Annotated in this window: 11 protein-coding genes; 10 read left to right on the top strand and 1 reads right to left on the bottom strand. The window is 43.2% G+C overall.

Annotated elements, in window-relative coordinates; all coding sequences use genetic code 11:
- Nucleotides 1-74 precede the first annotated feature (74 nt).
- The 10 genes from AC3KVK_RS10960 to AC3KVK_RS10915 all read left to right on the top strand — a co-directional run bounded on the left by AC3KVK_RS10960 (nt 75) and on the right by AC3KVK_RS10915 (nt 15,015).
- On the top strand, nt 75-3,242 hold the full coding sequence (locus AC3KVK_RS10960; protein WP_490312793.1) for a glycosyl hydrolase family 18 protein: 3,168 nt from the start codon (nt 75-77) through the stop codon (nt 3,240-3,242).
- Nucleotides 3,243-3,289: 47 nt separating this feature from the next.
- A complete protein-coding gene (locus AC3KVK_RS10955; RefSeq protein WP_490312792.1) occupies nt 3,290-4,867 on the top strand; it encodes a lytic polysaccharide monooxygenase in 1,578 nt (525 codons plus the stop codon).
- Between the two features lie 30 nt (nt 4,868-4,897).
- Complete coding sequence (locus tag AC3KVK_RS10950; RefSeq protein ID WP_490312791.1) at nt 4,898-7,522, top strand: glycosyl hydrolase family 18 protein; 2,625 nt, start codon at nt 4,898-4,900, stop codon at nt 7,520-7,522.
- A 209-nt stretch (nt 7,523-7,731) separates the two neighbouring features.
- Entirely contained in the window at nt 7,732-8,520 is a 789-nt protein-coding gene (gene truA, locus AC3KVK_RS10945; RefSeq protein ID WP_490312790.1) for a tRNA pseudouridine(38-40) synthase TruA, read from the top strand.
- Nucleotides 8,521-8,668: 148 nt separating this feature from the next.
- Complete coding sequence (gene accD, locus AC3KVK_RS10940) at nt 8,669-9,541, top strand: acetyl-CoA carboxylase, carboxyltransferase subunit beta (RefSeq protein ID WP_193330958.1); 873 nt, start codon at nt 8,669-8,671, stop codon at nt 9,539-9,541.
- A gap of 23 nt (nt 9,542-9,564) precedes the next feature.
- Nucleotides 9,565-10,836: a bifunctional tetrahydrofolate synthase/dihydrofolate synthase gene (gene folC, locus AC3KVK_RS10935; RefSeq protein ID WP_490312789.1), complete on the top strand. Its 1,272-nt coding sequence runs from the start codon at nt 9,565-9,567 to the stop codon at nt 10,834-10,836.
- Nucleotides 10,837-11,460, top strand: coding sequence for an SPOR domain-containing protein (locus tag AC3KVK_RS10930; protein ID WP_490312788.1), 624 nt, complete (start codon nt 10,837-10,839; stop codon nt 11,458-11,460).
- Nucleotides 11,461-11,521: 61 nt separating this feature from the next.
- On the top strand, nt 11,522-12,016 hold the full coding sequence (locus AC3KVK_RS10925; RefSeq protein WP_086742884.1) for a CvpA family protein: 495 nt from the start codon (nt 11,522-11,524) through the stop codon (nt 12,014-12,016).
- Nucleotides 12,017-12,033: 17 nt separating this feature from the next.
- Complete coding sequence (gene purF, locus AC3KVK_RS10920) at nt 12,034-13,554, top strand: amidophosphoribosyltransferase (RefSeq protein WP_490312787.1); 1,521 nt, start codon at nt 12,034-12,036, stop codon at nt 13,552-13,554.
- A 132-nt stretch (nt 13,555-13,686) separates the two neighbouring features.
- A complete protein-coding gene (locus AC3KVK_RS10915) occupies nt 13,687-15,015 on the top strand; it encodes an IS4 family transposase (RefSeq protein WP_518526908.1) in 1,329 nt (442 codons plus the stop codon).
- 43 nt (nt 15,016-15,058) lie between these two features.
- On the opposite strand, the gene AC3KVK_RS10910 is transcribed toward AC3KVK_RS10915, so the two are convergent.
- Nucleotides 15,059-15,655: a Yip1 family protein gene (locus AC3KVK_RS10910; protein ID WP_490313237.1), complete on the bottom strand. Its 597-nt coding sequence runs from the start codon at nt 15,653-15,655 to the stop codon at nt 15,059-15,061.
- Between the last annotated feature and the right edge of the window lie 174 nt (nt 15,656-15,829).

Below are 15,829 nucleotides of genomic sequence, written 5' to 3'. Positions count from 1 at the left end.
CACTTTGTGAATTATTGTGTTAGCTTGTAATTTAAATGGGTAATATTGTTAAGTTGAAGTTAACTGGAGGCATTGTGAATAACACGAAAATGATGCAGCGAGCGTTTAAGCTCAGCACTTTCTCTGTACTAATTGGTGCAGCAAGTGTACAAGCACAGACTGTTGATTGTACAAATATCGATGAATGGCAAAGTGGTCAAGCCTATACGGCAGGTCAAACCGCTCAAAAGGATCAACAAGCTTTTAAAGCGAATTGGTGGACTCGAGCAGATCCCTTGACACATTTTGGTCAATGGAAAGAGTGGGAAAGGCTCGGGGCATGTAATGGGGTCGATAATCCTAATCAAGCGCCTACGGTCATGGTCACTGCACCTGGGCAAAACTCTGTTTTTATTGATAAAGACAGCGTTGTCATCAGCGCCGATGCTGCTGATGCTGATGGGACAGTCAAGCAGGTCGAGTTTTTAGTCAATGGTCAATTGATCAGTACCGACACTAGCGCGCCGTATTCAGCTCAGTGGGTTGCCAGCGTAGGCGATGCAGTCGTGACCGCAATTGCCGAAGACGATAAAGGCGCACGTGTTACTTCTAGTGGTGTGACGATCAAAGTTGAGGCTGGGACGATTGGCAACACGCCACCTGTATCTTCACTTAATATCACCACGGGTTCTACGAGTATTGAAATAAATGACAGCGTTGTCTTTGATCTTGCGGGCCAAGACTCGGATGGGCAAGTGGTCTCACTAGAGTTATTCGAAAATGGCCAATCAATTAGTCAAGTGAATGGTGCCTCAGGTAAATTTACTTTCACTGCGGCAACGGCGGGACGGTTTGAATTTACCTTGGTCGCCACAGATGATTTAGGTGCAACAACAACGAGTACTGCAGTTGTTATCACAGTGAAAGAGGGAACGACGACTCCACCTGATGGTGATAGAGATAATTGTAAACCTGAGGGACTTTATCAAACTCCAGGTGTCAATACACCATATTGTACCGTTTACGATGTTAATGGTCGGGAAGATATGGGCGCGGATCATCCTCGTCGTGTTATTGGTTACTTTACCAGCTGGCGCACGGGCAAAAATGATCAACCAAGCTATTTAGCGAAAGACATTCCATGGGACAAAATTACGCACATCAATTATGCGTTTGCCCACGTTGATGGCCAGAACAAGGTATCGATAGGGGATCCAAATGCGGTGAATAACGCAGCCACAAATATGGAGTGGCCAGGTGTTGAAGGCGCAGAAATGGATCCGAGCTTCAGCTATACGGGTCATTTTAACTTACTGAATAAATATAAAAAACTTTACCCTGATGTGAAAACATTAATTTCAGTTGGCGGTTGGGCTGAAACGGGTGGATATTTCGGTTCGGATGGTAATCGTGTGGCCAGCGGCGGATTTTATACCATGACGACGAATGCTGATGGCTCAATCAATCACGCCGGTATTGATGCGTTTGCTAAGAGCTCCGTAGAGTTTATCCAAAAATACGGCTTCGATGGTGTCGATATAGATTATGAATATCCTTCTTCGATGAATGATGCGGGTCATCCAGATGATTTCCCAATTTCTAATGCTCGCCGTGCAGGTTTGAACGCTTCGTATAATGTTTTAATGAAACGCTTACGTGAAGAGCTTGATGTAGCAGGTGAAAAAGCAGGCAAACATTACATGCTCACTATTGCCTCACCCTCTTCGGGTTATTTATTACGTGGCATGGAAACATTCCAAGCAACAAAATACCTCGATTATGTCAACATCATGTCATACGACTTACACGGTGCGTGGAATGATCATGTTGGCCATAACGCAGCCCTGTATGACACAGGTAAAGACTCAGAGCTAGCAGCATGGGACGTTTACACCACCAAAGAGTTCGAGGGTATTGGTTATTTGAATACCGATTGGGCGGTGACATATTTCCGTGGGGCACTTAGTGCTGGCCGCATCAATATTGGTGTGCCTTATTATACCCGCGGATTTAAAGATGTTGCCGGTGGGACTGATGGGTTGTGGGGCAGAGCGCCACTACCAAATCAAGCGGATTGTCCTACAGGCACCGGAAAAGGTGAGAAAAATAAATGTGGTAATGGCGCGGTAGGTATCGATAACCTTTGGCATGATTTAGGTAAAAACAATGAAGAAATCCCTGCCGGTAGTAACCCACTTTGGCATGTGAAAAACCTTCAAAACGGGATTTTGCCTTCTTATCTTGCAACCTATGGTTTAGATCCTGTCAATGTCGCAGATGATCAATTAGTCGGTACCTACAGCCGTAAATACGATAGTGTTGCAGTGGCACCTTGGTTATGGAATGCAGAGAAAAAAGTCTTCTTATCAATTGAAGATGAAGAGTCAATGACCACAAAAGTTGATTACATTATCAATAAAGGCCTTGGCGGTATCATGTTCTGGGAGCTGGCTGGCGACTTTGATTATGATGCAGTGAAAAAAGAATACTTCATGGGCTCAACCATGACTTCGATTGCCTATAACAAGTTTAGCCAAGCGTCTGCGTACGATATAAACAAAGGTGCCGCTGAGTTTGTGCTGCCGAAAGAGTCGGTTGATATCACATTTGAAGCGAAAGATTTCCCGATTGGTGATGAAAATTATCCGATTGCGCCTACTTTTGCCTTTACCAACAACTCCGCTCTTGATTTAAGTGGAGCAAAAATCTCATTTGATGTACCAGTGTCAACTTCGGCGATTTTCAGGTCTAACTGGAACGCGCAAGAAAAGCTTGGCATGGTCGTTGAGAAAAATGCTTCGAATGCTGCAGGCAATAACATTGGTGGTTATGAAAATGAATTCCATCGTTTTTCGATTACCTTAGTCAATGAGTTTGGCAGTGTTGTGAAATCCTTCCTCCCAGGTGAAACCATTAATGCGCAAGTCATGTATTACATGCCAATTACGGGGCCCGTGAATTTTACGGTTGAAAAAGATGGCAACGTCTATGCGGTAGCTTTTGAATACCCAGCGTTACCAGCCGCAACTAAACCAGGCAATGGAGGCGGAGATGGCGGTGGAAACCCTGATGGCACCTGTGAAGGGGTTAAAATCTCAGACATCCCGGTGTATCCAAATTTCCCTCGCAAAGATTGGGCTGGAAATCCTTCTCATGCTAACGCAGGTGACATGATGGTACACAACAACGCTGTATTTAAGGCCAAGTGGTGGACTGCTAGTGAACCTGGCACATCAGATTGGACTAAGGCGTGTAGCCTGTAATTAAGCGATGCTGAGGGTTTAGGCCCTCAGTTCTTGAGGATAAAAGAATGAATCATATTTTCAAAACTTCTGTGCTGAGTGCAGCGATCGGCCTAGCGGGCGCTGTGATGTCTACCTCTGTGCACGCCCATGGCTATATGGATAGCCCAAAAGCACGCCAAGCGTTTTGCCAGGCACAAGGTGGCTATTGGTGGCCAAAAGATGGATCGAATATTCCAAATCTTGCTTGTCGCGCCGCTTTTTTAGAGTCAGGTCATGTGCAGTTTATTCAAGAACATGAATTTTCAGTCAATACCGCTGATTTTCTAAATCAAGCTGCGGTTGAAGCAAATGTGCCAGATGGTACTTTGTGTAGTGCGGGGAGTAGTCAAAAGCGCGGGATGAATTTACCCTCAGCAGATTGGCAAAAAACGGTGGTGACACCCAATGCCAATGGGCAAATCAAAGTGCGTTTTCGTGCTACAACGCCCCATAATCCAAGTTTCTGGCAATTTTATTTATCGAAGCCAAGTTTTAACTCCGCGACAGATGAGTTGAAGTGGCAAGACTTAGAGCTGGTGCAAAGCTACGGAAATGTCGATTTTGTCAAAGACCCTGATGATAAACGTTTCTATGAAATGATGGTCACGATCCCGGCCGACAGGCGAGGCGAAGCGCTGTTATATACACGTTGGCAACGGGATGACGTGGTTGGCGAAGGGTTTTATAACTGTAGTGACATTATCATTGAGCCAGAGACAGTGACGCCAGTTGATTGGTTTGCACTGGGCTATTTTGTTCGCCAAGGACAGCAAGCTAATGTGGGTGACACCGTTTGGTTGCGTTTATTTGATGAAACTGGGCAAGAGCTTATCAATGAACAGTTAGCGATTACTGCAAGTAATCAAGTTAATTGGCAAGCTGAGTTTGCCGATTCACTGAATCTAAACTTTAGCCAGTACTTACAAGTTGGTGTTCAAGGTGTCGATGGCATTGCATTTGATGCCGCTAATTTAGCGTCTAATCAGGTGTTTGCTGCAAATAAAGAGTATAGCTTTGCTTTATCAGTCCAAACGGCTCCTGATAATACCGCGCCGATAGTCAATGATCTGGCAGATATCTCAATTGATGAATCACATTCGAGTAATGTTCACGTTCATGCTTTTGATGATGAGAATAATCCACTCACTTTTGAATATGACGTTCCTACACCGCTGACTTACAGCGCTGACGGCATGAATTTAACCTTGATTGCAGGCGAAGTGAATGCAACAACGACAGTCAGTGTCGGGGTTACGGTGAGCGATGGTCAACTCACGACTAGCAAACGGTTTAATGTCACCGTCAATGATACAACCGTTGTTGATCCAACCACACCTCCTTGGCAAGCCGACAAAGCGTATTCGGCAGGTGATATTGTCGTGTATAACACGCTTAAATACCGTGCAAAGTGGTGGGTAAAAGGTGAGAAACCAGAACAAAGTTCTGCGTGGGAAGTGGTATCGCAAAACGGTAATGATCAGTGGAACGCATCGACATCCTATCCCGGCGGCAGCACAGTAATTCACTTAGGCACAAAGTATCAAGCTAAATGGTGGACCCAAGGTGAAGAGCCGGGTAAAGCAGCAGCTTGGCAATCCCTTTAAAGTACAATTTTAAATAACTGAGAGAACATTATGTATAAAAAATTAACTTCAGTACTCGCAGTCGCAGCAGCGCTAGCAAGTATGCATGCAAACGCAGCTCCTTCGACTCCAAGTTTAAGCTGGGAAGATCAGCTGTATTCATTTGTTGATGTGAATATTGATGGCCAAGGCTCTTATAAATCGCTTGTGACACGCAAAAATGTGGTTGATATCGCAGTAAAATGGAGCGCGTGGAGCGGAGAAGGTGGCGACAGCTATAAAATCTTATTTGATGGTGTTGTTGTCAATGAAGGCCAATTAGCCCCAGGCACAAAAACAGGCACTGTGACATTCCCTTATACCCAGTCGGGTCGTCATCAAATGACAATGCAATTGTGCCAAGGGGCTGAATGTGCAACTAGTGCAGCCAAGCCAATTGTTATCGCTGATACCGATGGTGGACATTTAGCGCCATTACCTATGAATTACGATCCAAATAATGGCGATTTCAACACTGATCCAAACAAAGTCGTCGGTGCATATTTTGTTGAGTGGGGAATTTACGGACGAAATTTTGATGTCACCAAAGTTCCGGGTAAGAACTTAACTCATATTTTATATGGCTTTGTGCCAATTTGTGGGGCGAATGAATCGCTTAAAGAAATTGAAAATGGCAATAGCTGGCGTGCTTTGCAAAAGGCATGTGGAGACTCACAAGATTATGAAGTGGTGATTCATGATCCATGGGCAGCTATCCAAAAATCTCTACCGGGTGTTGATGCCAAAGATCCAATCCGTGGTACCTATTCGCAAATGATGGCTTTAAAACAGCGCTATCCAGATCTTAAAATCCTACCTTCAGTGGGTGGTTGGACATTATCTGATCCATTCCATGGTTTTACCGATAAAAAGAACCGTGATGTGTTTGTTGCTTCTGTTCGTGAGTTTTTACTGACCTGGAAGTTTTATGATGGAGTGGATATTGACTGGGAATTCCCTGGTGGAGGTGGTCCTAACGCTAATTTAGGTGATCCTGTCAAAGATGGTCCTGCATATATTGCGTTAATGCAAGAACTTAGAGCCATGCTCACAGAGCTGAGCGCACAAACGGGCAAAGAGTACCAGCTTACATCAGCTATCGGTATGGGTTACGATAAGATTGAAGACGTCAACTACCTGCAAGCTGCGCAATATATGGATTATATTTTCGCCATGACCTATGACTTTTATGGCGGTTGGAATAATGTAACAGGTCATCAAACAGCCTTGTATTGTGGCGAACACATGAGTCCTGATGAATGCGCAGGCACAGGTCTTGATGCCGAAGGCAAGCCGCGCAAAGGACCGGCATACACCACAGACAATGGTATTCAGTTGTTATTGCAGCAAGGTGTTGCACCAGAGAAAATCGTACTTGGGACTGCGATGTATGGTCGTGGCTGGGAAGGTGTTTACCCTGCCAATGCAACCAACTCGGATAACCCATTCACAGCGCCGGGTAATGGCAAGCTGACAGGGACTAAAGAGCAAGGTGTCTGGGAAGCGGGCGTCATTGATTATAAAGGCATAAAATCGTCAATGATTGGTGCATCAGGTACGGGAGTGAATGGCTTTGAAGTTGGATATGATGAGCAAGCAGAAGGTGCGTATGTTTGGAATCGTGCCACGGGTAAGTTGGTTACTTACGATAGCCCGCGCTCAGTTTTAGCAAAAGGACAATATGCCAATACGTTAGGTCTGGCGGGGTTATTTGCATGGGAAATTGATGCTGATAATGGCGATATTCTCAATGCAATGCATCAAGGTTTAGGTGGGACAGGTGGTCCTGTTAATGCGAAGCCTGTTGTAAATCTTCCTGCTGTATCGATAGTTAAGACTGGTGAACAAGTCACCGTTTCTGCCACGGCGTCTGATCGCGATAATGATCCTTTGACTTACATTTGGACTGTGCCTGCTGCATTGACTAGTACTGGGAATGACAGCGCTGACTTGGTAGTGACGGCTCCTGCGGTCACCGTTGATACAGAATATACTGTGTCGGTAGCGGTGTCTGATGGAAAAGCGACGGTAACTAAATCGGCAACGGTCCGTGTTTTGGCTGCAGATGTGCCAAATACAGCGCCTGTGCTTGACGCTATTTCAGACCTATCGGTTGAAGAAGGCAAATCTGTGGCTGTGGCAGCGGCTGCCTCTGATGCTGACAATGATGTTTTAACTTATGACTGGACGGTACCAGCAGGGCTGACGCAATCAGGGTCTGGTGCCAACATTACATTAACAGCAGGAAGTGTTGTAGCAGATACAAGTTACACGGTCTCTGTTTCTGTATCTGATGGCAAAGCCTCAGTATCAACAAGCTTTGTCGTTACCGTAACGAATTCGACGACAGGTGGTGGCGATACGACTTGGCAAGCTAGTAAAATATATTTAGCGGGTGATACAGTCCTGTTTAATGGTAAAGAGTATCGTGCCAAATGGTGGACGCAAGGCAATCAACCTGATCAAGGCGGTCCATGGGAAGAAGTGATTCCTGATGATGGTCAAGTCCGCGCTTGGCGTGCCGATTTAGTCTACAACGGTGGCGATGTAGTGGCACATAATAACGCATCGTACAAAGCTGGCTGGTGGACGAAAGGTGAAGAGCCTGGTAAGTCAGGAGTGTGGACTAAACAATAATTAATCCCTAGATGAAACCAAAGCAGCTATTTTAGCTGCTTTTTTTTGCGCTATTTTGTGAGTGAATAGCATGGTTAAGCACCTAGTTGTATCTTGATTCGCTAAATCAAGATGATGAGGATCGCCGATTTGATAAAATGAGCACTTTTTGTTTACAGGATAGTTTTATATAATTGCACGTTATTATTGATAATATTCAGTGGGAAAATATGCGAATAGCTTTAGGTGTCGAATACGATGGTTCTCAGTACTTTGGCTGGCAACGTCAAAGTAATGTGATAAGCGTACAAGAAGAAGTAGAAAAAGCGCTCTCAAGTATTTGTAATCATCCCGTTGAAGTGGTGTGTGCAGGTCGGACTGATTCTGGCGTCCATGGTACCGGTCAGGTCGTGCATTTTGACACAGATGCAAAGCGTGATATGAGTGCATTTTACCTCGGTATGAACTCTTTATTACCGGATGCAATCGCGGTGAGATGGGCACAAGAAGTCGACAGTGAGTTTCATGCGCGCTTTAGCGCGACAGCACGTCGTTATCGATACGTGATCCTCAATCATAATAACCGCCCTGGCATTTTGAAAAATGGCATCAGTCATTATCATCTACCGTTAAATGTCAATTTGATGCAGCAAGCCACAGATTGTTTATTAGGCGAAAATGATTTTACCTCCTTTAGAGCAGTGCACTGTCAATCTAATACACCGTTTCGAAACATTAGCCACTTACGTGTGGACCGATTTGGTGATTTTGTCGTAATTGATATTAAAGCCAATGCCTTTTTACATCATATGGTACGTAATATCACAGGATGTCTAATCGATATTGGTACGGGTAAATACCCTCCAAAGTGGATGAAAGAAATCCTCGATGCTAAAGATCGTACCCTTGCCAGTGCAACAGCGAAAGCTGCTGGATTGTATTTAGTTGATGTGGATTACCCTGAGCAATGGGGCATCCCAAAGACCCATCCTGGCCCTTTGTTTTTACCTGATTATTAATTTTACCGATAAATTAAAGTGAAATCCTGACAACTAAGACCAGTTTTTTATACCTTAGTCTCAGAAATAATGTTTTAATTGAAAAAATTTGTCTGCTCACCTTGGCAGTCATCACGCGAACAAATATTTAGCATTAAGAGAATTGCGAATGAGCTGGTTAGAAAAGATCTTACCTAAAACAAAATCATCGGGCCGAAAAGAAATTCCAGAAGGCGTTTGGGCCAAATGCACCGATTGTGATGCGATTTTATATAAAGCAGAACTTGAGAAAGAATTAGGTGTTTGCCCTAAGTGTAATCATCATATGCGTGTCAGTGCTCGCAAGCGTTTAGAGTATTTTCTCGATGACGCAGATCGCGTAGAAATAGGCACAGAGCATGAGCCTAAAGATGTCTTAAAATTTAAAGACTCTAAAAAATACAGCGATCGCATTACCGCCGCGCAAAAAGTCAGTGGTGAAAAAGATGCACTTGTTGCTATGACGGGACGTTTAAAAGGTGTTCCAGTTGCAGCCGTCGCTTTTGAGTTTTCTTTTATGGGTGGCTCAATGGCATCAGTGGTGGGGGCTCGCTTTGTCGATGCCGTTAACTTATGTTTAGAACATAATATGCCATTGATTTGTTTTTCTGCTTCCGGTGGTGCACGGATGCAAGAAGCATTGATGTCATTGATGCAAATGGCTAAAACAAGCGCAGCCTTAGCAAAAATGAGCGAAAAAGGCTTACCTTTTGTGTCTGTACTAACCGATCCAACTATGGGAGGCGTGTCAGCGTCACTAGCGATGTTGGGTGACATTAATGTTGCCGAGCCTAAAGCTTTGATTGGTTTTGCCGGGCCGCGCGTGATTGAACAAACTGTACGCGAAACACTTCCTGAAGGATTCCAACGCAGTGAATTTTTACTGGAGCATGGTGCGATTGATATGATTGTGGATCGTCGTGAAATGCGTGATAAACTAGCACGATTAGTCGCTAAGTTTATGAACTTGCCGTCTCCGGAGCAAGAACATAGAATTGCATAACATTTTTATTGTTGAGTAATTTAATGTCACAACATATTCCTAGCCAATCATCAAGTCTTGATGATTGGCTTTGTTATTTAGAAAGCATCCATCCTGTTAATATCGACATGGGACTGTCTCGTGTGACAGAAGTCGCACAAAAACTCGGTTTACTCTCTCTTCCAAGCAAAATAATCTTAATAGCTGGCACCAATGGTAAAGGCACAACAGCACGTTGTTTAGAGGCATTGTTATTGGCGCAAAACTTTACGGTTGGCACTTATGCGTCACCACACCTGATAAAATACAACGAGCGGGTACGTTTAAATGGTGACCAACTAAGTGATGACTATCATATCAGTGCCTTTGATTGTCTAGAAAAAGGTCGGGGTGAGACCTCATTAACCTATTTTGAGTATGGTACTTTGGGGGCACTTGAAATATTTCGCCGTATAGCCCCAGATTATATTCTATTAGAGGTCGGTTTAGGTGGACGCTTAGATGCCACCAATATTGTGACCCCAGTCGCCAGCGTGATTACGACCATAGATTTAGATCACAAAGAATATCTAGGTGATACTCGTGAGTTAGTTGGGTTTGAAAAAGCAGGAATATTTCGGACTAACACACCCGCCATTGTGGGTGATTTGGCTATTCCTCAGTCGGTGCTTAAGCAGGGCGAATTAATCGATGCTTTATTATGTTTAGCACAACGAGATTATCAACTCAGTGTCTCAAATTATGATTATGTTTGGCAATTTGGCACATTAAAGCGTGAATTTGCCAAACCAGCAATTCCGGTGCAAAACGTGGCAACGGCCTTAACAACACTTGCTCAGCTATCAATTTTACCAAGCCAGCATATCGTCAACGAGGTATTAGCATCGTTACAAGTTGAAGGACGATTTGAGACGATTAGCAAGACACCTTTAATTATCGTCGATGTGGCACATAATCCAGAATCAGCCACGTATTTAGCGACCCAATTGAAGCAATACAAACAGCAAGGGTATGAAGTTCATGCTTTGGTCGGTATGCTTAAAGACAAAGACCAAAAAGCGGCATTATCGGCTTTGACCCACAGTATTGATTGTTGGAATGTGGCATCGTTACAGTGTGCTAGAGGGGCAGATAACCAGCGTCTAGCAGATGTATTGGCTGAACTCGGTGTTAGTGAGGTGCAAAAGTTTGCTTCTATTGCCAACGCGTTAGATAATCATTTAATAAACAATAATAAACAGCTATTGATTGTATTCGGCTCTTTTTTTACTGTAGCTGATGCAGTGACATACTGGCGAGAGAAAAAGGAAGCGTAGGTGAACTCTGTGTTTGTTAATCGACTTGTTGGCACCGTGATTGTTTTAGTGGCCGCCATTGTATTTATCCCTAATATCTTAGATGGTGAAAAAGTTCAGCTTAAAGAAGGATTTAAAACGATTCCTGATCGACCTGAATTTAAAAAGTTCGATTTGCAAGCACCGCCGAGTGAGGCTGAAATTGAAGCCTCTTTGCCGGTTGAGTCGACCCAAGTTGAAGAGCTTGTGGCACAAGATGAATTACTCAGCCTAGAACAACCAGTTGCCGAAGATGGCTTAATTCAGCAGCCGTTAACGGCGAATGAACAAAAAAATGTAGCAGTGTCAGTCGTCAAACCTGAACAGTCGTTTGAGCGTCCTACAGAGTCAAATTTGACTGAATTTGCCTATGTAATTCAACTCGGTAGCTTTTCTGATCGAGGGAATGTTGATAACTTATTAGCCAAGTTAAAAGAAGCAGGGTTTACCGCTTTTACTCGCCCAGTTGAAACTCCGTCGGGCACATTGACGAAAGTGTATGTTGGGCCTGAGCTTGAAAAAGAAATATTGGAAACTCAGTTGGCTAAATTGAAAGCCCTTACGAAACTAAATGGCAAAGTCACAGCCTTTGAAATTGCAAAATGATCTGGCTATTTCAGCCCTACTCTTATAGAATGCGCCCGAAATTAACTATGGCTGGTTTTTTATGATCTGGGTTGATTATACCATTTTAGGTATTATTGCGATTTCGACATGTGTTAGTTTGCTTCGCGGCTTTGTAAAGGAAGCCATGTCACTTGCCGTTTGGGCAAGTGCTTTTTTCATCTCTAGTTTTTTCTACGAACACCTTGCAGCGTTTTTAACGCAAATAAGCGAGCCGCTTTTAAGAAATGCAGCGGCTGTCGCCATTTTATTTTTTTCCACCCTGATTGTTGGTGGCATTTTAAACTATATTTTAGGCCAATTGGTTCAACGCACAGGCTTATCCGGTACTGACAGAATATTCGGTTTAGTATTTGGAGGTTTGCGTGGTGTGCTGGTGGTGAGCGCAATTTTATTTTTTCTAGATGCTTTCACATCTGCGCCAAAAACGCAGTGGTGGGGAGATTCAATTTTAATTCCTGAATTTGGATTTGTTATCGAATGGTTTTTCGCCTATCTCGAAAATAACTCAAGCTTTCTAACTTCTGTAAACCGTTAATCGGCGAGGATAATTACATGTGTGGTATTGTTGGTATAGTCGGAACTTCTCCTGTTAATCAGGCGATTTATGATGGCTTAACTGTGTTACAACATAGAGGCCAAGATGCAGCGGGCATCATCACCATAGATCGTAATACGTTTAATTTACGTAAAGATAATGGATTAGTAAAAGACGTGTTCCATACTCGTCATATGAAGCGTTTACAAGGCAATATGGGGATTGGTCATGTCCGTTATCCAACGGCTGGCTCGTCAAGTTCTGCAGAAGCGCAGCCGTTTTATGTCAACTCTCCATTTGGTATTTCGTTAGCTCATAATGGCAATTTAACTAATGCTGAGTCATTAAAAGAAGAGCTTTTCTCAGTTGCGAAGCGCCATGTAAATACGACATCAGATTCTGAAGTGTTATTGAATGTGTTAGCGCATGAGCTGGCGAAACCAGATACGCTACACTTATCACCAGAAGACATTTTTACTGCAGTCACGACAGTGAATGATAAAGTTGTTGGTGGTTATGCAGCCATCGCGATGATTATTGGCCACGGAATGCTCGCGTTTCGAGATGCTAATGGTATCCGTCCATTAGTGTTTGGGAAGCGCGAAACTAGCCGCGGTGTTGAATATATGTTTGCATCTGAGAGTGTCGCATTGGATGCCGATGGGTTTGAATTTATTCGCGATGTTGCCCCAGGCGAGGCTATCTTTGTCACCACGGATGGTAAATTATTTTCGCAGCAATGCTCTGAGCATGCGACGTATTCGCCTTGTATTTTCGAATTTGTCTATTTTGCCCGCCCTGACTCAACAATTGATAAAATGTCTGTATATGCAACTCGCGTTAATATGGGAACTAAGTTGGGTGAGAAGATAGCGCGCGAATGGTCAGACAAAGATATTGATGTGGTTATTCCTATTCCAGAAACATCATGTGATATTGCGTTAGAAATCGCATCGGTCTTGAATTTACCTTATCGTCAAGGCTTTGTAAAAAACCGCTATATTGGTCGCACGTTTATCATGCCGGGCCAAGAAGAACGCAAGAAGTCAGTGCGCCGTAAACTTAATGCCATCGATCGCGAATTCAAAGGTAAAAACGTATTGCTAGTAGATGACTCGATTGTGCGTGGTACCACTTCTGCGCAAATTGTTGAAATGGCCAGAGAAGCCGGTGCGAAAAATGTGTATTTTGCATCCGCAGCTCCAGAAGTGCGTTTCCCAAATGTTTATGGTATCGATATGCCATCAGCGAGCGAGTTGATTGCACATGGCCGTGAAGTTGAAGACATCAATGCAAGCATTGGTTCTGATGGATTAATTTATCAATCATTGTCAGATTTGATTGCGGCTGTTTCAAAAGAGAATCCTGAAATCAAAGAATTTGAGACGTCTGTTTTTGATGGCCATTATGTCACTGGTGATATTAATCAAGATTATTTAAATCGTATCGAAGAATTACGTAATGATGCGGCTAAATCAGATCGTGAAGATGCCATGTCTTCTGGTTTAGAGTTGCACAATGAAGATGTGTCTGAATAAACAATTCAGATTTTCATCAAGTAATAAAAAAGGAGCCTAAGGCTAATGCCGATCAGTTAAGTAACAGATCGGTTGACCGATCAAAATGATCATGCAAAATCCGTAATCAGGTAACTGATTACGGATTTTTTTGTGAATATAGAACAAGCTCTGCATACAACTTTTGAAGAAAGCACTCGCTACCATACATTTGAAAAACTAAATGAAATACTATCGCCAGAAATAATCGAGCAAGGCTTCCAACAAGCAGGCATAGCTACACTTAGAAAGCGTCGGTTGCCATTAGAAGCTGTGCTGTGGTCAGTCATTGGTATGGCATTGTTTCGTAAAGAATCTGTCTGGAATATAGCAACTAAATTAGACATTATGCTACCAGGAAAAAATCAGTTAGTTGCACCTAGCGCGATGGTTCAGGCGCGTCAGCGGTTAGGTGAAGAATCGGTTAAACAAGTATTTAATAAAGCTGCCAAAGCTATGTACCATGAGGAAGAGTTTGAAACGTGGTGTGGCTTGAATTTATTGGCTGTTGATGGCGTTGTTTGGCGAACACATGACTCACCAGAAAACCGAGAGGCTTTTTCATCAGCCAACAATCAATATGGTGACACGGGCTTTCCACAAATTCGAATGGTTTGTCATATGGAACTTACCAGCCACCAGCTTATTACGAGTGAATTTGATAATTATAAAACCAATGAAATGAAGCTTGCAGAGCGCCTAATCGATAGAACGCCAAACCACTCAGTAACGATGTTCGATAAGGGGTATTATTCGCTTGGCCTGTTAAACCGATGGCACCAGGCTGGTGAAGAAAGACACTGGTTGATTCCCGCACGGTCAGATTTACAATATGAGGTTATCTCAACTGTTGGTAAAAACGACCAACTTATTTCGCTTCAAACCACTAAGCATGCCCAAAAGAATTTCTCGGATGTGCCAGAGGTTATTGAAGCGAGACTAGTGAGTAAAACTATCAAGGGTAAGACCTATCGAATATTAACCTCTATGACAGATAGGTTGCGTTTCCCAAATAATGAAATCGTAGATTTATATTGCCATAGATGGGAAATCGAACTTGGTTATCGAGAAATAAAACAAACGATGCTAGATAGTTCATACCACTTGAGAAGTAAACGCCCTGACATGGTTAGACAAGAAATATGGGGCGTACTTTTAGCGTACAATTTAATTCGACGGCTGATGACGATGGCTGTAACGCCTCAAGGGTTATGGCCTAACCAGCTGAGTTTTTCGAGCTGCTCTATGGCAGTAATCCAATACTTCTCCTCAATATCAATTATGAGCCCTGGGAATATTCCCATGCATTGGGAACATTTACTTAAAACTCTCGCCCTATTCAGATTGCCCGCAAGGAGGGAAGATAGGCGATACCCACGGTGCATAAAACCGAAGCCATCGAAGTATCCTAATAAAAAGAAAAATGCCAGTCAGCTTAACTGACTGGCATTAAGCCTAAGGCTCCTTTTTTATTCGCGTATAAGGTTCAGGTGAAAATAGGTGCATAACCAGATGTCCACATCATAGCTGTTAGGGCTAAGATAATCACCAACAAGATCAACCCACTAGTGACCACAGAGCTTGCGTATATAAAACCGCGTTCTTCAGGGATGTGCATTAAAATTGGCACACCTGTATAAAGTAGATACACAGAATATGCGAGAGCCACAAGCCCAACACATACAATAAACCAAAGTTCAGGGTAGACGGCAGCAAGCCCTGCCATAAATATTGGTGTTGCAGTATAGGCAGATAGCTCAAGTGTCTGTGTATAAGTTGGGGTTGCGCCAAACGTTTGGGCCATCCAAAACGCTAAATAAGCAAGCGCAAACACGCCTGCAATGAGTGCGAAGTACATAGCAACAGCAATAAATGCAGCGCTAGATTGTGTTAAGAAAATATCTTTACCTGTACCAATACTCCAACCTAAATGAACAGCAGAAAAATACCCCATGACTGATGGTATCAAGGCAATGAGTAAAATGTGAGACAGGCTATATTTGAAGCTTTCATGGCGATCATCAATTGAGTGCCACTCTTCTTTTGGGTGGGCATAAATGCCCCATAAATGGTTTAAGATCATATGTGTATTCCTATTATCCCTAATTAAATAAAGGTGTTGTTTTTTTATACTAATCCTTTTAGGTATTAACCAAGTGTTAACTTTTGTCAAGATTGCAAAAATCATTCTCTTGACTCAAATCAAGTCCCATTATTTTTACGCTTTGATCGTGTTTTTGCTGTGATACACTATGCG

Source organism: Pseudoalteromonas sp. J2K-J979 (assembly GCF_058169715.2).
This window is presented reverse-complemented; position numbering and strand designations above follow the sequence as displayed.